18 protein-coding genes are annotated in these 20,203 nt (G+C 63.3%); 10 read left to right on the forward strand and 8 right to left on the reverse strand.

Annotation, left to right across the window (positions count from 1 at the left end; translation table 11 throughout):
* The first annotated feature begins 73 nt into the window (after positions 1 to 73).
* Positions 74 to 1,462 carry an aminotransferase-like domain-containing protein gene (locus AB5I84_RS06850; RefSeq protein ID WP_369455115.1) on the forward strand — a complete coding sequence of 463 codons (1,389 nt, stop codon included), beginning with the start codon at positions 74 to 76 and terminating at the stop codon, positions 1,460 to 1,462.
* A 34-nt stretch (positions 1,463 to 1,496) separates the two neighbouring features.
* Here the strand turns inward: AB5I84_RS06850 and AB5I84_RS06855 are convergent, their stop codons facing one another.
* Entirely contained in the window at positions 1,497 to 2,579 is a 1,083-nt protein-coding gene (locus tag AB5I84_RS06855; protein WP_369455116.1) for a 3-deoxy-7-phosphoheptulonate synthase, read from the reverse strand.
* An 81-nt stretch (positions 2,580 to 2,660) separates the two neighbouring features.
* Entirely contained in the window at positions 2,661 to 3,383 is a 723-nt protein-coding gene (gene cobB, locus AB5I84_RS06860) for a Sir2 family NAD+-dependent deacetylase (protein WP_369455117.1), read from the reverse strand.
* Between the two features lie 29 nt (positions 3,384 to 3,412).
* Here cobB and AB5I84_RS06865 point away from each other — a divergent pair, with 29 nt between their 5' ends.
* Genes AB5I84_RS06865 through AB5I84_RS06875 form a run of 3 tightly spaced genes read left to right on the forward strand, consistent with a single transcriptional unit; the run spans position 3,413 to position 5,973 of the window.
* Positions 3,413 to 3,787: a hypothetical protein gene (locus AB5I84_RS06865; protein WP_369455118.1), complete on the forward strand. Its 375-nt coding sequence runs from the start codon at positions 3,413 to 3,415 to the stop codon at positions 3,785 to 3,787.
* A 16-nt stretch (positions 3,788 to 3,803) separates the two neighbouring features.
* Positions 3,804 to 5,348 carry a GNAT family N-acetyltransferase gene (locus AB5I84_RS06870; protein WP_369455119.1) on the forward strand — a complete coding sequence of 515 codons (1,545 nt, stop codon included), beginning with the start codon at positions 3,804 to 3,806 and terminating at the stop codon, positions 5,346 to 5,348.
* A complete protein-coding gene (locus AB5I84_RS06875) occupies positions 5,338 to 5,973 on the forward strand; it encodes a transglutaminase domain-containing protein (RefSeq protein ID WP_369455120.1) in 636 nt (211 codons plus the stop codon). The genes AB5I84_RS06870 and AB5I84_RS06875 overlap by 11 nt, the downstream gene beginning before the upstream one ends.
* Here the strand turns inward: AB5I84_RS06875 and zapE are convergent.
* Together zapE and AB5I84_RS06885 are read right to left on the reverse strand one after the other, a co-directional pair.
* Positions 5,961 to 7,052, reverse strand: a complete 1,092-nt coding sequence (gene zapE / locus AB5I84_RS06880; protein ID WP_369455121.1) for a cell division protein ZapE — start codon at positions 7,050 to 7,052, stop codon at positions 5,961 to 5,963. The genes AB5I84_RS06875 and zapE overlap by 13 nt on opposite strands.
* Positions 7,052 to 8,071, reverse strand: coding sequence for a helix-turn-helix transcriptional regulator (locus AB5I84_RS06885; protein ID WP_369455122.1), 1,020 nt, complete (start codon positions 8,069 to 8,071; stop codon positions 7,052 to 7,054). Before AB5I84_RS06885 ends, zapE begins: the two co-directional genes overlap by 1 nt.
* A 160-nt stretch (positions 8,072 to 8,231) precedes the next feature.
* Between AB5I84_RS06885 and murI the strand changes: the two genes are divergently transcribed.
* Positions 8,232 to 9,050: a glutamate racemase gene (gene murI / locus AB5I84_RS06890; RefSeq protein ID WP_369455123.1), complete on the forward strand. Its 819-nt coding sequence runs from the start codon at positions 8,232 to 8,234 to the stop codon at positions 9,048 to 9,050.
* A 74-nt stretch (positions 9,051 to 9,124) separates the two neighbouring features.
* A complete protein-coding gene (locus AB5I84_RS06895; protein WP_369455124.1) occupies positions 9,125 to 9,565 on the forward strand; it encodes a YtoQ family protein in 441 nt (146 codons plus the stop codon).
* 68 nt (positions 9,566 to 9,633) lie between these two features.
* On the opposite strand, the gene AB5I84_RS06900 is transcribed toward AB5I84_RS06895, so the two are convergent.
* Positions 9,634 to 11,286 carry an electron transfer flavoprotein-ubiquinone oxidoreductase gene (locus AB5I84_RS06900; protein ID WP_369455125.1) on the reverse strand — a complete coding sequence of 551 codons (1,653 nt, stop codon included), beginning with the start codon at positions 11,284 to 11,286 and terminating at the stop codon, positions 9,634 to 9,636.
* Between the two features lie 425 nt (positions 11,287 to 11,711).
* On the opposite strand from AB5I84_RS06900, the gene AB5I84_RS06905 reads away from it, so the two are divergent.
* The 4 genes from AB5I84_RS06905 (at position 11,712) to AB5I84_RS06920 (ending at position 14,936) form a co-directional block, all read left to right on the forward strand.
* A complete protein-coding gene (locus AB5I84_RS06905; RefSeq protein WP_369455126.1) occupies positions 11,712 to 12,461 on the forward strand; it encodes an electron transfer flavoprotein subunit beta/FixA family protein in 750 nt (249 codons plus the stop codon).
* The gene (locus tag AB5I84_RS06910) at positions 12,461 to 13,390 is read left to right on the forward strand and encodes an electron transfer flavoprotein subunit alpha/FixB family protein (protein ID WP_369455127.1); all 930 of its coding nucleotides are present in this window, start codon (positions 12,461 to 12,463) and stop codon (positions 13,388 to 13,390) included. Before AB5I84_RS06905 ends, AB5I84_RS06910 begins: the two co-directional genes overlap by 1 nt.
* A 120-nt stretch (positions 13,391 to 13,510) precedes the next feature.
* Positions 13,511 to 13,978, forward strand: a complete 468-nt coding sequence (locus AB5I84_RS06915; protein WP_369455128.1) for an NfeD family protein — start codon at positions 13,511 to 13,513, stop codon at positions 13,976 to 13,978.
* A gap of 34 nt (positions 13,979 to 14,012) precedes the next feature.
* Entirely contained in the window at positions 14,013 to 14,936 is a 924-nt protein-coding gene (locus AB5I84_RS06920) for an SPFH domain-containing protein (RefSeq protein WP_369455129.1), read from the forward strand.
* Positions 14,937 to 15,502: 566 nt separating this feature from the next.
* Here AB5I84_RS06920 and AB5I84_RS06925 read toward each other — a convergent pair.
* Genes AB5I84_RS06925 through AB5I84_RS06935 form a run of 3 tightly spaced genes read right to left on the reverse strand, consistent with a single transcriptional unit; the run spans position 15,503 to position 20,199 of the window.
* Complete coding sequence (locus AB5I84_RS06925) at positions 15,503 to 17,437, reverse strand: acetoacetate--CoA ligase (protein ID WP_369455130.1); 1,935 nt, start codon at positions 17,435 to 17,437, stop codon at positions 15,503 to 15,505.
* A gap of 12 nt (positions 17,438 to 17,449) precedes the next feature.
* A complete protein-coding gene (locus AB5I84_RS06930) occupies positions 17,450 to 19,402 on the reverse strand; it encodes an acetyl/propionyl/methylcrotonyl-CoA carboxylase subunit alpha (protein ID WP_369455131.1) in 1,953 nt (650 codons plus the stop codon).
* On the reverse strand, positions 19,399 to 20,199 hold the full coding sequence (locus tag AB5I84_RS06935) for an enoyl-CoA hydratase-related protein (RefSeq protein ID WP_369455132.1): 801 nt from the start codon (positions 20,197 to 20,199) through the stop codon (positions 19,399 to 19,401). The genes AB5I84_RS06930 and AB5I84_RS06935 overlap by 4 nt, the downstream gene beginning before the upstream one ends.
* Between the last annotated feature and the right edge of the window lie 4 nt (positions 20,200 to 20,203).

A 20,203-nucleotide genomic window follows, 5' to 3' on the forward strand; every position in this document is an offset into this window, starting at 1 on the left:
TGGTGGTCCCAGATACGGAGCCATACACTTTTGCCGAACTGTTTGGATAACTAACCAGTACGGTGATGAGGCCATGTCAGGTAACAGCCCGCGCGTGCAGCGCGTGATCGACGATATTGAATCCCGTATTGCTTGCCGTACTGCACCACCAGGTAGCCGTCTGCCGTCGGTGCGCGCCCAGGCCAAGGCCTTGGCGGTATCAGCATCGACGGTAGTGGAGGCGTACGCGCGCCTGGTTGCGCAGGGGCGCTTGGTGTCTCGGCCGGGCGCCGGCTTCTACGTGGCCGCCACGGCGGTGGCGCCACTGAAACTGGCGCCGCAAGGACCGCCGCGAGCGCCGGACCTAGACCCGCTGTGGTTATCGCGCCAAGCGCTGGAAGCGGATCCCGCTTTACTCAAGCCGGGCTGCGGGTGGCTGCCGCCGGACTGGCTGTACCAAATCGGTGTGCGCCGTGCGTTGCGTGGTCTGGCCCGCGGCAATGGCGCGGAACTGGCCGATTACGCGCCGCCACAAGGCAGTGCCGCACTGCGCCAAGTATTGGTTCGGCGCTTGGCCCACAGTGGTGTCGAGGCGGCGGCTGAGCAGTTGTTGTTGACCGACTCCGGCACCCATGCACTGGACCTCATCGCGCGGGTGTTTCTGTCGCCCGGGGATGTGGTGTTGGTGGACGACCCTTGTTACTTCAACTTCCATACCCTGCTCAGTGCCCACCGCGTGACCCTGATAGGGGTGCCCTTCACTCCGCAGGGGCCCGATCTCCCAGCGTTTGAAGCGGCGTTGCAGGCCCACCAACCGAAGCTCTATCTGACCAATTCCGGCTTGCATAATCCCACCGGTGCGCGCTGGTCGCCGGCAGTGGCGCACCGGGTGTTGCTGCTGGCGGAGCAGGCAGGGCTGGTGATTGTGGAAGACGATATTTTCCACGATTTCGAACTCAGCCCGGCGCCACGGCTGGCGGCCTACGATGGTCTGCAGCGCGTGATTCAGACCGGCAGTTTTTCGAAAACGCTGTCGGCCTCGGTGCGGTGCGGCTACATCGCAGCGCGGCCGGAATGGTTGCAGCAACTGCTGGAGGTGCACATTGCCACCGGCTTCGGGGGTAATCGGTTGGCGGCCGCTCTGGTGCTGGCGGCGATCACGGATGGCGGTTACGCGCGGCACATGGAGCAGGTGCGCCAGCGTTTGGCGCAGCGGCGGGAGCAGTGTCTGGTGCGGCTGGCGGCGCTTGGCATCACGCCATGGTTGCGGCCGGATGCGGGCATGTTTTTGTGGTGCCGGTTGCCACACGGCCGTGATGCGGCAGCGGTGGCGCGTCGCAGTCTGGAGCAGGGCGTGGTGTTGGCGCCGGGCAATGCCTTTAGTCCGGCACTGCGGGCGGCGGAGTTCATGCGCTTCAATGTCAGCCAATGTGACGATGAGCGAGTGTTTGCGGTGTTGCGCAACGCATTGCGGGCGCCCTGAGGCGCCCGCAAGGGTGAAGCCCTGAACTGGATACTCAGTCTTGCGCGGCCATGCGCTGCGGCAGCACGTGGCGCAGACGCTCGGCCATGGTGCGCAGCGACTGCTCGGTGTCGTCCCAGCCGATGCAGCCGTCGGTGACCGACACGCCGTACTCCAGCTGTGACAAGTCCGCCGGAATGCTTTGGTTGCCGTGGCGCAGGTTGGATTCCACCATCAGGCCGACGATGGAGCGGTTGCCCTCAAGGATCTGGTTGGTGATGTTTTCCAGCACCAGCGTTTGTAGTGCCGGGTCCTTGTTGGAGTTGGCGTGGCTGCAGTCAACCATGATGTTGGTAGACACCTTAGCTTTCTCCAGCGCCTGTTCGGCCAGCGCCACCGACACTGAATCGTAGTTCGGCTTGCCGCCGCCGCCACGCAGCACTACGTGGCCGTAGGGGTTGCCGCGAGTGACGGTGATGGCGGTCTTGCCATCAATGTCGATGCCGAGGAAGCGGTGCTGGCTGCGCACGCTGAGCATGGCGTTGATGGCCACTTCCAGGCTGCCGTCGGTGCCGTTTTTGAAGCCCACCGGGCTGGACAGGCCGGAGGACATTTCCCGGTGTGTCTGTGACTCGGTGGTGCGCGCGCCGATGGCGGACCAGGTGATCAGGTCTTGCAAGTACTGCGGAGTGATCGGATCCAGCGCTTCGGTGGCCGTCGGCAGGCCTTTCTCAGCCATGTCCACCAACAGCTGGCGGGCAATGTGCAGGCCGTCTTCGATCTTGAAGGTGTCGTTCATATAGGGGTCGTTGATGAGCCCCTTCCAGCCCACCGTGGTGCGCGGCTTTTCGAAGTACACGCGCAGTACCAGCAGCAGCGTGTCACTGACTTCGTCGGCCAACGCTTTCAGGCGGTCGGCGTATTCGTGGGCCGCTTTGACGTCGTGGATCGAGCACGGGCCGATCACTACGAACAGGCGGTGATCCTTGTGGTCGAGGATGTCGCGCACCGCATTGCGACCGGCGGCCACGGTGTTGCGTGCGCTGTCGGTCAGCGGCAGCTTGGCCTTCAATTCCCGCGGCGTGATCAGCAGCGTTTGTGATTCGATGTTCAGGTCATCCACTTGTTCTTGCGCCATGGCGATCAAAGGTTCCTTGCCGTTCGGGGAGGGTAGGGAATATAGCCCAAAGGGCAGGGGCGTGAAACCGAGCCCCGGCTGTCACTGCGATTGCAGAACTCGATCCACCCAGGCTGGCACCGTCTTGCTCGCGGGTCCGGCGATGTGGTGATGGAAACGGTTGCCGATCTCGGACCGTTCCAAATTCAATTCCAGCGTGTCGGCGCCTGCGTCGCGTGCCACATCGACAAAGCCGGCGGCCGGGTACACATGGCCGGAGGTGCCGATACTGACGAACTGAGTGCAGCGGGCGAGGGCGGCATGGATGCGGTCCATCTCATAGGGCATCTCGCCAAACCAGACGATGTCCGGTCGCAGGCCGGCGCTACGTTGGCAGGCGCCGCACTGATGGTCGACGCTGAGCCTGTCCGCCACCGCAAAGCGATGGTCGCACCAGCGGCAGAGGCCACTGCGCAGCGCACCGTGCATATGAATCAGATTGCGGCTGCCGGCGCGTTCGTGCAGGTCGTCCACGTTCTGGGTGACCAGCAGCACCTGGTCTGGCAGGGCCGCTTCCAGCCGTGCCAGCGCCCAGTGAGCCGCGTTGGGGGCAATGGCCGGGTCGTCCAGCTGGGCGCGGCGCGCGTTGTAGAAATCATGGACCCGACTGGGCGCACGCAGGAAGGCTTCCGGGGTGGCCACATCTTCAATACGATGGCGTTCCCAGAGGCCGCCGCTGTCACGGAAAGTGCCGATGCCGGACTCGGCAGAAATGCCAGCGCCGGTGAGGATGACCCACTGCTGTTTACGGATCTTTGCAACCATGTTCAATTCTGTCCCGGTATCATGCCGCCATGTCTGACAGCGTCATCCGCCTAACTCGGCTGATCGAACGGCCCGGCCGCGGTCCCGCCAACCTGCTTCTCTTCCACGACCATAAAGCGCTGGTGATCGATGCCGCGGCGGTGGTGCTGTACCGCGCCGCCGACTATGTGGATGATCCGCTCGGCAATGGTGTGATCGGGCACGCTGCTTTTCCGCCGGCATTGGCGCCAACCTGGTTGCCAGCGCAGGGCTACGTAGCGCGGCAGCTGGCCGGTTGCGTGCAATTGAACGGCGGCGCGACGTTGTTTCTGCGTCCCGATGGCGTGGCATTGTACCCCAGCCCGGTGGATGCGCTGCACGAGCGCCATCGCCACTGGCTGATTGCCTTTCACTCCCCCCACTGAATAAACCGAGGATGCCATGGCTGAAGATAGCGTAAAGCTGCGCCTGCGGCCGCTGACTGCGGCGGACTACCCGGACCTTGCGGCGTTGATGGACATTGTCTACGCCGATATCGGCGGCGCTTGGTCGATGGACACGGTGAAGGAACTGATCGAGCTGTTCCCGGACGGCCAGCTCGGCATTGTCGATAACGACGAATTGGTGGCGGCAGCGCTGACCATCAAGGTGAAATACGACCGTTTCTCCAACCCGCACCGCTACGAAGACCTGATCACTGACAGCCAAGTGCACTCCCACGATGACGACGGCGATGCGCTGTATGGACTGGATGTATTTGTGCACCCGGAATTCCGTGGTTACCGCCTCGGTCGGCGGTTGTATGAGGCGCGCAAGGAGCTGTGCCGTGAGGAAAACCTGCGGGCCATTCTTGCCGGTGGTCGGTTGCCGGGCTACGGCCGCCACGCGGATCAGATGTCCGCGTTGGAATACATCGAGCAGGTGCAGCGCCAGAAAATATACGACCCCATTTTGTCGTTCCAGTTGGCCAACGACTTCGACGTCAAGCGACTGCTGAAACGCTACCTGCCGGAAGACGAAGATTCACGCGGTTACGCCACGCTGCTGGAATGGGACAACATTCTCTACATGCCGGAGCCGGACGACGACGAAGGCTATGTGAGCAAGACACTGGTGCGGCTCGGTGTGGTGCAGCGTCGCATGCGTACCGTGCATTCGGTGGAGGACCTGCTCAGCCAAGTGGAGTTCTTTGTTGATGCCATGGCCGAGTACCGCGCCGACTTCGCGTTACTGCCGGAATTCTTCAGCGCGCCGTTGATGGGGCTTGACCGTGATTTGCCGTCGATTGAAGCGATCCGTTTCCTGGCCGGCTTCACCGACCAGATTCGTGACGCGCTGTCGGACATGGCGGTGAGCTACAACATCAACATCATTGCCGGCTCCATGCCGCTGATCGAAGAAGGCAACGTCTACAACATTGCCTACTTGTGCCGCCGGGATGGCACCGTGGAAGAGCAGCGCAAGATCCACATCACGCCGGGCGAACGCCGCGACTGGGGCATTGAGGGCGGTGACGAGCTGCAAGTGTTCGAAACTGACGCCGGCCGGGTCGGCATTCTGATTTGCTACGACGTAGAGTTCCCCGAGTTGGGCCGGATCCTTGCCGAGCAAGACATGGAAATCCTGTTCGTGCCGTTCTGGACCGACACTAAAAACGGTTACTTGCGCGTGCGCCACTGTGCCCAAGCACGCGCCATCGAGAACGAATGCTACGTGGCGATTTCCGGTAGCTGCGGAGTGTTGCCCGGGGTCGACAACGTCGATATCCAGTACGCGCAGTCGGCGGTGTTTTCACCGAGCGATTTCTACTTCCCCCACGACGCCATCATTTCTGAGGCGGTGGCCAACACTGAAATGCTGGTATTTGCCGATGTGGACCTGGAAACCCTTAAGCTGCTCAACAAAGAAGGCTCAGTGACCAACCTGCGTGACCGCCGCCACGACGTGTACCGCTTGAAGTGGCGCCACAAACACAATGAAACCTGATCCGGCGTTGCCGCCCTATTTGGCGGGCTGCCGGGTGATCGAGGTGGCGCATCCGGCCATTCGTGCCCAGGCCGAGGCGCTGCGGGTGGCGGGCGATGCACGGGCCACCGCCGAGCAGTGCTTTCTGTTTGTGCGCGACCAGATCGATCATTGCGTCGACGTGCGCCGTAATCCGGTGACCTGTACCGCCAGCGAAGTGCTGGCGGAGCGGGTCGGTTACTGCTACGCCAAGAGCCATCTGCTGGCGGCGTTACTGCGCGCGGCTGGATTGCCAGCGGGGCTGTGCTACCAGCGTTTGCGGTTGGCGCCTGGCCGCGACCAGTTTTGCCTGCACGGGCTGAATGCGGTGTATCTGCCGCGCCATGGCTGGTATCGCATTGACGCGCGAGGTAATAAGCCCGGCGTCGATGCTGCTTTTGTGCCGCCTAAAGAGCAGTTGGCGTTCGCGCTGCAGCAGCCGGGCGAGCATGACTTCCCTGGGATCTGGGCCGAGCCGTGGCCGGAGGTGATAGCGGTGTTGGAAAGCCAGCAAGACTGGCAGCAAGCGTTGGAAGTATTGCCGGATCGGTTGCCGCAGGCAGTGGCACTGGCCGCCGGCCAGCCGGACTGGCGTCACTCCCCGTAGTCGGCGCGCTGCATCGCCAGCAAGCGGCTGAGGGTGCGGCGGAAGGCAAAGGTCAGGTGACCGTCGTTGTACAGCTGCGGCAGCGGTACCGACGCACTCAGATACAGCGGCCGGCCGCGGTCATAGCACTCATCCACCAGCGCAATGAAACGGCGCACGCTGTCGTCACGGGGCGCCAATGCCGGCAGCTGCCGATCGCCGGCCGCCACCCGCTGGGCGCCGTCTTCGGTGCCGCGTGCAATGCGCATTGGCTGGGGCGTGCCGCCGAGGGGAGGCAGGGCGCTGAGCCAGATGCCGGCCCAGTCGTCGCACAGTTGGATGTAATCCTGTGCGGCCCAGGGCGCTTCGCACAGCGCATTGAAATCACACCACAGCTGATCGCCCCGGCATTGCTGCACCGGTAGCTGGCGGCCGCCCAGTGTCAGCGCGGTCGGCGCGGCGGGTGTACCGCCACGCTGGCGGAACGCCTCGATGAAACCGGCTTCGTCGTCGACCCAGTAACGCTGGAGCCGTGCTGCCGGATGCAGCCGGTGATCGGCGTCTCCGTCCACGGCGACCAGTTGCAGGTGCTGCTGCAAAGCGGCGACGGCCGGGGCGAAGCGGTCGTAATTGAAGCCGCCAGCATACAAGGCTGACGGCGGCTGGTTGGAGGTCACCACCAGCGTTAGCGGCTGCTCAAACAGTGCTTGGAACAGGCCGCCGAGCAGCATCGCGTCACCGATGTCGGACACGTAAAGCTCATCCAGGCATAACACCCGCACCGACGCGGCCAGCTCTGCCGCTAACTGCTGCAGCGGGTTCGGCTGGCGGTGCAGTTGATGCAGGCGCTGGTGGATCCAGCGCATGAAATGGTGGAAGTGCTGGCGGCGGGCTGGCACCGGCAGATTGTGGTGGAACAGGTCCATCAGCCACGTTTTACCACGACCTACCGGCCCCCACAGATACAGTCCGCGAGGCGACTTTCCTTGCTGCAAAGCTTGGTAGCACTGCTCCAATGCGTTGACTGCAGCGGCCTGGCCGGGATCAGGCTGGAAGCCTGCGGCGAGGGCGCTGCGATAGGCCACGGCCGGCGATGGCATCACGATGGCTGGCGGCGGGCGCGGTATTCCGCCGGAGTCTGGTCAAACCACTGCTTGAACGCCTTGAAGAACTGGCTGCTGGATTGGAAGCCGAGCAAAAACGCGGCGTCGCGGGTGGACAGCGAGTTGCGCTGCAGCAGTAGCTGCGCCTGCTGTTTGCGCACCTGCTCCAACTCGACACCGAAACTGGTGCCGGCCTCGCTGAGGCGGCGCTGCAAGGTGCTGACACTGATGCCTAATGCTGCCGCGAGGGTGTCGCGGCGCGGTTCGCCAAGCCCGAGCGAGGTGGCCAGCAGGTGCTGGCAGCGCTCCAGCAACGAGCGCTCGGGGAAGCTTTCGTCGAGCAGTTTCTGCAGCGGTGGCAGCAGCGTTTCCAGTGGCGCGGATGGGGTCGCCGGCGGCAGCTGGAAGTACAGCTCGCAGCGGTCGCTGCCGGCATGCACCGGGGCGCCCCAAATGCTGGCGAGATAGGCGCTTTGCTCGGCATCGCGAGCATGCGGCAAGTAAATGGCGCGCGGTTGCACGTCATTGAAGGCCTCGACGATCCGTAGAATGCCGGTCGTGGTGCCTTCGATTTGGTGCAGGCTCACAGCATCCGGGTGGAACGGGTGCAGCTGCAGACGCAGGCTGGCGTTGCCGGGAATCACCGTGCAGCGCACCACTTCGGTGATGATCTGCAGATAGCGCGCCAGCAGCCGCAACGTCAACGCCAGCGGCGGCCGCTGGATGCCGGCCTGGTCCAGCGCCAAGCGCAGCGTGGTCAGCATCGGCAGCTGATCGAGTTCGATGCAGCGGGTATTTTCCATGCCGAATAACGGATCGCCAGTTAGGGCGGCAACCTGGTCGTAGAACCGCCGCAGCTGCAACAGCGGGATGCGCTCCTGGTGCTGCGGCAGTTGCTCGGCGGCTAGCGCCAGCACCTGCGGCAGCAGCGCCAGCTTGTCGCGCTGCTGCAGATAGCGCAGGAAGCCGGCCTGGTTAGCCTGCAGGGTGTCGCGGTGAATGGTGGCGCGGTTCATGGAGAAACTCGGTGGTTGGTCCAGCTGCAAGATGATCAACAGTGCCCGGCGGCTGTCCATCGCCGGCGCGCCCAAAGGTGGGGGCGATGCGATGAGGCTTACCAAGCACAGTGGGACAACGGTAGCATGGCCGCCGTCAAACACAGAACCGAGGCAGGGCATGGACGGGCAGGAGAGGGCGGCAGCACCGGTATTGGTGTTCGACAGCGGGCTGGGTGGCTTGTCGGTGCTGCGTGAGTTGCGCGCGCAGGTGCGTGATTATCCGTTCGTTTACGTCGCCGACGATGCCGGCTTTCCTTACGGCGATTGGCAGGAAGGCGCGCTACGCGAACGTCTGGTGGCGCTGTTCGGGACCCTGCTGGTGCGTTATGCGCCGCAAGTGGTGGTGATTGCCTGCAATACGGCGTCGACACTGGCGTTGGCGGATCTGCGCGCGGCGTACCCAGCGGTGGTGTTTGTTGGGACGGTGCCGGCGATTAAGCCGGCGGCGGCGCGCACCCGCTCGGGCCAGGTGTCGGTGCTGGCCACGCCGGGCACCGTGCAGCGTGCCTATACGCGCGAACTGATCGATGAGTTTGCCGCCAGTTGCCGGGTGACGTTGGTGGGCGCTGCCGGCCTCGCGGCCATGGCTGAACAGCAGCTGCGTGGCGATGCGGTGGACGAGCAGCGACTGCGTGAATTGATCGCGCCCTGCTTTGTCGAACAGGAGGGTCAGCGCACCGACATTGTGGTGCTGGCCTGCACCCACTATCCGTTCTTGCTCAATACCCTGCGTGCGGTGGCGCCGTGGCCGGTGGACTGGCTTGATCCCGCGGAAGCCATCGCCCGCCGCACCCGGTCGCTGCTGCCACAGCGTGATGCAGCGGCCGGCGAAGACCGCGTGCTACTGACCTCCGGCGTTGTTGATCCGGCGTTGCAGCGGGTGTTGCAGGGCTTCGGGCTGACCCGCCTGGACACCGCCATCGTCCGGCAGGATTAACGCCGGCGTGCTACCATCGCCCATCGTTTTGCGGCCCCGGCGGGCCCGTTTTTCTCGACACAGTGGGAGCAACGATGTCCTTTACCGTTTACCTGTCCGGTGAGATCCACACCGACTGGCGCGATCAGATCATCCAAGGTGCAGCAGCGCGCGGTCTGGCTGTACGCTTCACCTCCGCCGTCACCGACCACGATGCCAGCGACGCCGCCGGCGACGGTTTGGGTGCCGAATCCGTGCCATTCTGGCGCGACCACAAATCGGCCAAGGTCAACGCCATCCGCACCAAGACGCTGATTGAGCAGGCTGATTTGGTGGTGGTGCGTTTTGGCGATAAATACAAACAGTGGAACGCGGCGTTTGACGCGGGTTTCTGCGCGGCGTTGAACAAGCCGTACATCACGCTGCACGCGGAAGACATCGTGCATCCGCTCAAAGAAGTGGATGCTGCCGCCTTGGCGTGGGCGCAGACCACCGAGCAGGTGGTGGAGATCCTTGCCTATGTGCTGCGCGACTGACGCTGCTTTTACGCCATAAAAAAGCCCGGCTTCAGCCGGGCTTTTTTATGGGCGGACACCACCGGACATTACATGTTCGGGTAGTTCGGGCCGCCGGTGCCTTCAGGGGCCACCCAGGTGATGTTCTGGCTGGGGTCCTTGATGTCACAGGTTTTACAGTGCACGCAGTTCTGCGCGTTGATCTGGAACCGCTTGGAGCCGTCGTCGTTGGCGACCACTTCGTACACACCGGCCGGGCAATAACGCTGTGCCGGCTCGTCCCACTTCGGCAAGTTGACGTTGATCGGGATCGACGGGTCGGTCAAACGCAGGTGGCAGGGCTGATCTTCTTCGTGGTTGGTGTTGGACAGGAACACCGAGTCCAGTTTGTTGAAGGTCAGTTTGCCGTCCGGCTTCGGGTAGTCGATTTTCTTCGACTCTGAGGCCAGCTTCAGCGTGGCGTAGTCCGGTACCGTATCGTGCATGGTCCACGGTAGCTTGCCGTTGAACAGGTTGATGTCGATAAAGGCGTAGGCGGAGCCCACCAAGTTACCGAACTTGTGCTGCGCCGGGCCGAAGTTGCGCTGGGCGTACAGTTCTTCAAATACCCAGCTCTTTTCGAAGGCGTCTTTGTACTCCACCAGCTCGTCGCTCTGACGGCCTGCAGCCAGCGCTTTAGCGATCACTTCCGCAGCGATCATGCCGGATTTCATCGCGGTGTGGCTGCCTTTGATCTTGGCGAAGTTCAAGGTGCCAGCGTCACAGCCGACCAGCAACGCGCCCGGCAGGCTCATTTTCGGCAGTGATTGCAGGCCGCCCTTGGTGATGGCACGGGCGCCGTACACTACGCGCTTGCCGCCTTCTAGGTACTGGCTGATTTCCGGATTAGTCTTCCAACGCTGCATCTCGTCGAACGGCGAAACGTGCGGGTTGGAGTAGGACAGGTCGACGATCAGACCCAGCGCCACTTGGCCGTTTTCCAGGTGGTACAGGAAACCGCCACCCGGCGAGCCGGATTCGCTCAGCGGCCAGCCGGCGGTGTGCACCACCAAGCCCGGACGGTGTTTGGCCGGATCGATGTCCCACAGTTCTTTGATACCGATGCCGTAGTGCTGCGGATCTTTGCCGTCATCAAGGTTGAACTTGTTGATCAGCTGCTTACCCAGCTGGCCACGGCAGCCTTCGGAGAACACGGTGTACTTGGCGTGCAGCTCCATGCCCGGGGTATAGCCGGACTTCTGCTCGCCGTTGTGGTCGATGCCGAAGTCGCCGGTGGCGATACCTTTAATAGAGCCGTCTTCGTTGTACAGCACCTCGGTGGCAGCGAAGCCGGGGAAGATTTCCACACCCAGCGCTTCGGCTTGCTCACCCAGCCAGCGGCAGACGTTGCCGAGGGAGACAATATAGTTGCCCTCGTTGTGCATCGTCTTCGGTACGAACAAGTTCGGCACACGGGTGCCTTTCTGGGCGCCGGTAAAGAAGAAGATCTCGTCGTCTTTCACCGGGGTGTTGAGCGGAGCACCGAGTTCTTTCCAATTGGGGAACAACTCGTTCATGGCGCGTGGTTCGAGCACGGCACCGGAAAGGATGTGGGCGCCGACCTCGGAGCCTTTTTCCACCACAACGATACTCAGTTCTTGGCCGGTCTCTTGAGCGATCTGGCCCAGACGGCACGCAGTGGCAAGGCCGGAGGGGCCTGCGCCGACGATGACAACGTCGACTTCCATAGCTTCGCGTTCCACAGCCTGTCTCCTAAATGTCAGCAGTTTGAAAAGCTACTGCCCGTCGGGACGGGCAAATTCGGGGTGGCGCGCAGTATATAGACCGAAAACCGGCATCGCCACAGCCCGCCATGACCGAAAACCCGTTGTAGACGGTACCAAACGGCCAATTTGACGTCTTTAAATGAAACAAATGTTTGAAATTGCGCGACAAATCCAGCCGGTCAGCACAGGGTTTGGCGATTTTTTGCACACATAAAGCCCCTTCTGAGGGCGTGTATTTGCTGAAAAATCAAAGGCTTTGGTGAAAAATGCCAATGCTCCGGCTATTGACGAGGCCACAGGCTGGCGTCACCATACGGCCCTCGTTAACGCGGGGGCGCGCCTTTTGTGCTGCGGCGGGGCCCCTTGTCCAGTCACTCCAAGCAACTAAATCCGAGGATCCTATGAAGGTTCTTGTACCGATCAAGCGGGTCGTGGACTACAACGTGAAGGTACGCGTGAAGGCGGACCAAAGCGGTGTGGACCTGGCCAACGTCAAAATGGCCATGAACCCGTTCTGCGAGATCGCAGTGGAAGAGGCGGTTCGCCTGAAGGAAAAAGGCGTTGTCACCGAGATCGTGGTCGTAACCGTGGGCAGCAAAGCCGCTCAGGAACAACTGCGCACCGCGATGGCTCTGGGTGCCGACCGCGCCATTCTGATCGAGACCGAAGACGCTGTTCAGCCGCTGGGCATTGCCAAAGCGCTCAAAGCAGTGGTCGAGAAGGAATCCCCGGAACTGGTCATCCTCGGCAAGCAAGCCATTGATGACGACAACAACCAGACCGGCCAGATGCTGGCTGCGCTGACCGGCATGCCGCAAGGCACCTTCGCGTCCGAAGTGAACGTGGAGTCCGGCAAGGTCAAGGTGACCCGTGAGATCGACGGCGGCCTGCAGACCGTTGAGCTGTCGCTGCCGGCGGTGGTGACCACCGACCTGCGCCTGAACGAACCGCGCTACGCATCGCTGCCGAACATCATGAAAGCGAAGAAGAAGCAACTGGATACGCTGTCTCCGGCGGATCTGGGCGTGGATCTGACCCCGCGCGTGAAGACCCTGAAAGTAGAGCCGCCTGCTGAGCGCTCTGCCGGTATCAAGGTCGGCTCCGTAGATGAGCTGGTGGAAAAACTGAAGAACGAAGCGAAGGTGATCTAATGAGCATTCTGGTTTATGCAGAGCACGATAACGCTGCGCTGAAATCGGTCACCCTGAACGTCATCAGCGCTGCCAAGGCCATCGGCGGCGACATCACTGTCCTGGTTGCCGGTCAAGGCTGCGCTGCGGTGGCGGAAGAAGCTGCCAAAATCGACGGCGTTAGCAAGGTGCTGCTGGCTGACAACGCGGCGTATGCCAACCAACTGGCCGAGAACGTCGGTGACCTGGTTGCCGAAGTCGGCAAAGACTACGGCCACATCCTGGCGCCGGCCACCACCAACGGCAAAAACTTCCTGCCGCGCGTTGCCGCGCTGCTGGACGTCGGCATGATCTCTGAGATCAGCGGCGTAGAGTCCGCCGATACCTTTAAGCGCCCGATCTACGCTGGTAACGCCATTGCCACCGTACAGAGCGGCGACGCGATCAAGGTCATCACCGTGCGTGGCACCTCCTTCGACGCCGCTGCGGCCGAAGGCGGCGCGGCTGCCGTTGAGAACCTGGACGTGGCCAAGGACGCTGGCAAGTCCGCGTTCATCGGCGAAGAGCTGGCCAAGTCCGACCGTCCGGAACTGACCGCAGCCAAGGTTGTGGTATCCGGTGGTCGTGGCATGCAGAACGGCGACAACTTCGCCATGCTGTACAGCTTGGCCGACAAACTGGGTGCTGCTGTCGGTGCTTCCCGCGCCGCTGTGGACGCTGGTTTCGTACCGAACGACATGCAGGTGGGCCAGACCGGTAAAGTGGTTGCCCCGGATCTGTACATCGCAGTCGGTATCTCCGGTGCCATCCAGCACTTGGCCGGCATGAAAGACTCCAAGGTCATTGTGGCCATCAACAAGGACGAAGAAGCCCCGATCTTCCAGGTGGCAGACTACGGCCTGGTGGCAGACCTGTTCGAAGCCGTACCGGCGCTTGAAGCCAAGCTCTGAGACGCGCGCTCGATCACAAAAAAGCCCGGCTTGCCGGGCTTTTTTGTGCCCGTCATCACGGCAGGCGAGGTAATATGACCGGCGGCTGCCGCGGGTGTGGCAGTGAGGGAGGCAAACACAATGCAAGAAATAGAATGGATGATCCCGGTCTACGGCTGGTGGTTCATTTTCGGCTTCCTGCTGGTGATCTCGGAGTTCGTGATTCCGGGCGTCATCGCAGTGTTCTTTGGCTTCGGCGCCTTGTTGGTGGGGGTGTTGGTGTGGGCCGGGGTGTTGAACAGCTTCGATATGCAGGTGTGGACCTTCGCGCTGGCCAGCATAGTGATCCTGTTCGGCCTGCGGCGGCGCTTCAAGCGCTGGCTGAAAGGCAATGTCATTGATCGCGGCCAAGGCGGCGATATGCACAGCGACACCTACGGCCAGCGGGTGGCGGTGATGACCGACTTCGACAATGGCCGTGGTGTGGTGCAACTGCATGGCGCCCGTTGGGACGCGGAAAGTGAAGATGCTTTGGTGGCCGGTGACAGCGCTTGGGTGTGCGGCAACCACGGGATCGTGTTGAAAGTGGCGCGCCAGGCGCCGAATTGAAGCATAGGGCGATGGCCCAATAGGAGAGTTGAACATGCAGTTGGGAACAATTCTGGCGCTGTTGGCGCTGATGTTTGTGGTGGTGGCGATTGCCAAGACCGCGCGCGTGGTACCGCAGCGCTCGGCGTTCGTGGTGGAGCGCCTGGGCAAGTACGCCACCACGTTGGAAGCTGGCTTCCACATCCTGATCCCGTTTGTCGACAAGGTGGCTTACAAGCACACCCTGAAAGAAGAAGCCATCGACGTGCCGCAGCAGTCCTGCGTCACCAAGGACAACATCCAGGTGGTGGTCAACGGGGTGATTTACCTGCAGGTGATCGACCCAAAGATGGCCAGCTACGGCATCAGCAACTACATTTTCGCGGCCACTCAGTTGGCACAAACCACGCTGCGTTCGGTGATCGGTAAAATCGATCTCGACAAGACCTTTGAAGAGCGCGAGACCATCAACTCGCAGGTGGTGAAAGCGCTGGACGAAGCGGCACAGCCGTGGGGCGTGAAGGTGCTGCGTTATGAAATCGCAGACATTCAATTGCCGGCCACCATCCTTGATGCACTGGAAAAGCAGATGCGCGCCGAGCGTGAGCGTCGTGCTGTGGTGGCGCAGTCAGAAGGTGAGCGCCAGTCCAAGATCAACGTTTCGGAAGGTATGAAGCAGGAAATGATCAACCTGTCTGAGGCCGAGAAGACCCGCCAGATCAACGAAGCAGAAGGTAAGGCGCAGGAAATCGAACTGATTGCCCAAGCGACTGCGCGTGGTCTGGAGCGAGTGGCGGCGGCGCTGGCGGAGGCCGGCGGCAAGGACGCCATGGCGCTGCGGGTGGCGGAGCAGTACGTCACCGAGTTTGGCAAGTTGGCAAAAGCCACTAACACCATGATTCTGCCGGCCGAGCTGGGCAACGTGGGCGCCGCAGTGGCAGCGCTGACCAAGACCTTGGAAGTCGGCAAGAACGCTTGATTTGAGTGTTCTGGCGGATACCAAAAAGCCCGGCGATTGCCGGGCTTTTTGGTTCTCGGTGGTGGGGGCGCGGTGGGCGGCTCGCAGCATCGCTGGGGGCCGTGAGTCGGGCAAAGTGCTTGGAGGGGAGCTGCGCAACGCCGGGCGCGGACTTTAGCGGCGTAGCGGACGATCGCATGCCAGTGCTGGTGGCTGCACCAGCTGCTGGCTGAGGTTGTTCTGATAGGCCGCGTGGTTGCCAGAAGCCGCGCATTATTAAGGGCACGGGCGTCTGGGCGGAGACAGGGCACCAGGCAATCAGAACGGCACTAAGCAGGGTGGGGGCGTAAGTACTCAGTGGGTTCGGGGTAGGCAAGCTTGGCGGTTGCGGGCCCGATCACTGGATGTCCCGGTGCGCGTCTTGGTTTGGTGCTTGTGCTACTAGGCGCTGTGGAGCGGGGCTTTGAGGCGGATGTGACAGCCCTCACCGGGCCGGAGCAACGCAGTCAGCGCGATGGTCGGAACACAGCGCCTGGCCAACGAGATCGACCTGCCCGGCACTGGCCGGGCAGGTCCGGTGCCATCGCTCAGGTCAGTTCCGGTCGGTTGGCGAAATGCTCCAACGCGTCCGGGTTGGCCAGCGCCGAGCGGTTACCCACCGGGCGGCCGTGCACCACATCGCGCACCGCCAGCTCGACGATCTTGCCGGACACGGTGCGTGGAATTTCTGGCACCGCGAGGATCACTGCTGGAACATGGCGTGGGCTGGCGCCCTGACGGATACGTTGGCGCAGTTGCTGCTGTAACGCGTCATCGAGCTGCGCGCCCGGTTGCAGTACCACAAACAGCACCACCCGCACATCACCGTCCCACTCTTGGCCGATCACCACGCTTTCACGGATTTCCGGCAGTGTTTCCACTTGCCGGTAGATCTCAGCGGTGCCGATGCGGACGCCGCCGGGGTTGAGCACGGCATCGCTGCGGCCATGAATGGTGATGCCATCGTGGCCGGCATGGGGGTGCAGGGCGGCGTAATCGCCGTGCGCCCAGATGCCGTCGAAGCGACTGAAATACGCCTTGCGGTAGGCGCTGCGGTCTTGATCGTTCCAGAACCCCACGGGCATCGACGGGAAGGCATTGCGGCACACCAGTTCGCCTTTGCCATCGGTCAGTGCCTGACCGTGCTCGTCCACCACCGCTACATCTAGGCCCAGCCCCACGCACTGCAGCTCGCCGCGGTACACCGGTAGCAGCGGGTTACCGAGCGCAAAGCAGGAAATGATGTCGGTGCCGCCGGAGATCGAACTCAGCTGTACCGTCGGCGAGATGGCGCGATAAACGAAGTCGAAGCTGGCATCCAGCAGCGGCGAACCGGTGGAATAGAGCACCCGTAGCGTCGACAGGTCGAAGCGCTCCTGCGGCACCAAGCCTGATTTCTCCACCGCCTGGATGAACTTGGCGCTGGTGCCGAAGTGGGTGATGCGCTCCGCCTCCAGCAGTTCGAACAGTCGGCTGCTGTCTGGCCACGCCGGGTTGCCGTCGTACAGCACCACGGTCGCGCCGGTTTGCAGCCCGCCCACCAACCAGTTCCACATCATCCAGCCGCAGGTGGTGTAGTAGAAGAAGCGGTCTTCAGCATGCAGGTCGCCGTGCAGCCAGTGTTCCTTGGCATGTTGCAGCAAGGTGCCGCCGACGCCGTGGACAATGCATTTGGGCTTGCCGGTGGTGCCGGAGGAGTACATCACGTACAGCGGCGCGTCGAACTGCTGGCGCTGGTAGGACGGCAATGCTGTTTCGCTGTGCTGCCAAGCGTGGAACGGGCAGGCGGCGGTATCTTGGCGCAGCACCACCAGTTCGGTGCCGGGCAGGCCGGTCGCGAGTTTGTCCAAACGCGGTGTCAGGTCCAGCCATTTGCCGTTGTACTGCACCCCCTCGGCCACCAACAGCAGTTTGGGTTCGATCTGGCCGAAGCGGTCGAGCACCGCTTCGGGGCCGAAGTCCGGTGAGCAGGACGACCACACTGCGCCCAGCCAACTGGTGGCGAGGGCGGCAATCACCGCTTCAGCGCCGTTGGGCAGCCAGCCCGCGACCCGGTCACCGGCGCTGACCCCGCGCGCGGCCAACGCCGCGGCCACGCGACCCGTGCGTTGCTGCAGCTCGGCCCAGGTCAGGCTATTGCGGTGGCCGGCTTCATCCACTGCCACCAAGGCTACGGCGTCCGGGCGTTCGCTAGCATGACGCAGCAGGTTTTCCGCGTAGTTCAGGCGCAGGTTGGGGAACCAGCGGCTGTCGATCGGGTGTGCCGCCGGCTCGCAGGCCGGCGTCAGCGCGCCGTCGCCGACCATGCCGGTGCTGTGCCACAGCTGGGTCCAGAACGCGCCGCTGTCGGCCACTGACCAGTGGTGCAGGGCGCGGTAGTCGGCCAGCGGTAGCCCGCTGCGGCGGCGCGCTTCGTCCCAGAAGCGGCCGAGCAGGGTATTGGCGGCAGCCTCTGCCGCCGGGGTCCACAGGAGTTCGGTCATGGCGTGGCTCCGTTATTCGCCGTCAGCAACGAAGGTGGCCAGCAGGGCGCCTTCAGACACAGCATCGCCGGCGCTGAAGGGCAGCTCCAGCACCTGGCCGTCAGTCGGTGCGCGCAGCGTGTGCTCCATCTTCATGGCTTCCATGGTCACCACCGCATCGCCGGCTTTGACATGGCTGCCCGGGGCCACGTGATTGGCCACCAAGGTGCCGTTCATCGGCGCGGCAAAACCACGGCCAGCCTGGCCCTGTTCACCGGTGCGCACCGGGTTGACCAACCAGCGCAGCACGAAGCCTTGGTCGAACAGATACAACTGCTCCCCGTCACGGGCGGCGCTGAACTGACCGCTCTGGTCACCCAATTGGAAGGCGCCACGGTCGGTGTCGGCGCGGGCCAGCAGCCAGTCGCCGCCGTCTACCGACAGCGCCAGACCGTTGTCGTCTTGGCGCAAACGGACGCTGTATTCCTGTTCCTGGTCCACCAACACCACCAGGTCCTGGCGATGACCCTGCGGGCGCCAGCCCTGCAAGCGTGCCCACGGATCGGCGCTGTCGGACGGCGCCGCCAGTGCGTGACAGGCGGCCGCCAGCAGGCGCAAGTGGTGCTGGGCCGGGTCGAGGCCGGTGGTGATGGCGTGGTCGTCGAGGAAGCGGGTGGACAGCTCGCCGGCCGCGAACGTCGGATGCTCCAGTACCCGTGCCAGGAAACCAAGGTTGTGCTGAATGCCGGCGACTTCGGTTTCCCGCAGCGCCTGCGCCAATTGCAGTCGCGCTTGGTTGCGGTCAGCACCGACCGCAATCACCTTGGCCAGCATCGGGTCGTAGAAATCACTGACCCGGTTGCCGGCTTCAAAGCCGGTGTCGACGCGCACGCCGGGGCGTTGCGGCCAGCGCACATGGCTGAGCAGACCGGAAGAGGGCAGGAACTGGTTGTCAGGGTCTTCGGCATAGAAACGGATTTCCATGGCGTGGCCGCTCAACTGCAGTTGCTCCTGACGCTTCGGCAACGGCTGTCCCTGCGCCACGGTGAGCTGCCAGGCCACTAGGTCTTCGCCGGTGATCAGTTCGGTGACCGGGTGCTCTACCTGCAGTCGGGTGTTCATTTCCATGAAGTAGAACTGCTGGTCTTCGGCGAGCAGAAATTCCACTGTGCCGGCGCCGCGGTAGTTGATCGCCTCGGCGGCTTTCACCGCGGCGGCGCCGAGCGCGGCGCGCAGTGCGTCGCTGACACCGGGAGCCGGCGCTTCTTCAATGATTTTCTGGTGGCGACGCTGCACTGAGCAGTCGCGCTCGAACAGGTGCACGGTGTTGCCGAGGGTGTCAGCGAACACCTGCACTTCCACGTGGCGGGCACGGGCCAGGTAGCGCTCCAGTAGCACGCGGTCATCATTGAACGCGGCGCGTGCTTCGCGGCGCGCGGCGGCAAGCGCTTCGTCAAACGCCGCTGCTTTTTCAACGATACGCATGCCTTTGCCGCCACCGCCGGCCACCGCCTTGATCAACAGCGGGTAGCCGACGTTTTCGGCGGCGGCGCGCAGCTCATCGTCGCTGGCGCCTTCGCGGTCGAAACCGGGCAGCACCGGCACGCCGCTCTCGGCCATCAGCTGGCGTGCGGCGGCCTTGTCGCCCATCACCCGGATGGCATGGCCGGTGGGGCCGATGAAGACCAGCCCGGCCGCTTCGCAGGCTTCGGCGAAGGCAGCGTTCTCGGACAGGAAGCCGTAACCGGGATGGACCGCATCGGCGCCGGTAGCACGCGCCGCGGCCAGGATGCGCTCGATGTCCAGATAGCTTTCGCGTGCCGGCGCCGGGCCGACGCAGACCGCTTGATCGGCCAGCCGCACGTGGGGCAGGTCGGCATCGGCTTCGGAGTAGACGGCGACGGTTTCAATCGCCAGCGCCCGGCAGGTGCGCATCACCCGGCAGGCAATTTCGCCACGGTTGGCAATCAGCACTCGACGGATCATGTCCGTGCTCCTTGGTTGTTGTGGTTATCGGTGCGCCAGGCGGGCAGGCGTTTTTCGAGGAAGGCGTTGAGGCCTTCCTTGCCTTCCTCACCCATGCGCAGGCCGGCAATCAGCTCGGCGGTGTATTCGATCAGATCGTCGTCGATCGGTGCGTCCATGCGTGCCACCGCCTCCCGCACTTTGTTTTGGGCACCCGGGGCGCCGGTGAGCAGGGCGGCGATGATGCGGTCGATGCAGGCATCCAGCTCTGCTTCCGGGACGACTTCGTGAACCATGCCCAGCGCCAGTGCGCGCGGGGCGTTGATTTCCTCGGCGGTCATGAAGTAGCGGCGCGCTTGGCGAGCGCCGATGGCGCGTACCACATAGGGACCAATGGCGGCCGGCAGCAGGCCGATGCGCACTTCGCTGAGGCACAGCCGTGCGTTGTCGGCGGCCACGGCGATGTCGGCGGCACATACCAAGCCGGTGGCACCGCCGTAGGCGGCGCCCTGCACGCGGGCGATGACTGGTTTCGGGGCTTGGTCTACCGCTGCCATCAGCGCCGCCAGCTGGCGTGCGTCGGCACGGTTTTCGTCCCAGTTTTTGTCGGCCATGCGCCGCATCCAGCCGAGGTCGCCGCCGGCGCAGAAATGCTTGCCGGCGCCGGCAATGACGATCACCCGAGTGGGGTGATCGGCACTGTCCTGCAGCGCTTGGATCAGATCAGCGATCACGGTTTCGTCGAACGCATTGAGCTTGTCCGGGCGGTCCAGCGTGATGCGGGTAATGGCGCCCTTAATGGAGACTGCAACACTCATGGTG

Origin of the sequence: Alcanivorax sp. REN37, assembly GCF_041102775.1 — a bacterium.
Classification (GTDB): Bacteria; Pseudomonadota; Gammaproteobacteria; order Pseudomonadales; family Alcanivoracaceae; genus Isoalcanivorax; species Isoalcanivorax beigongshangi.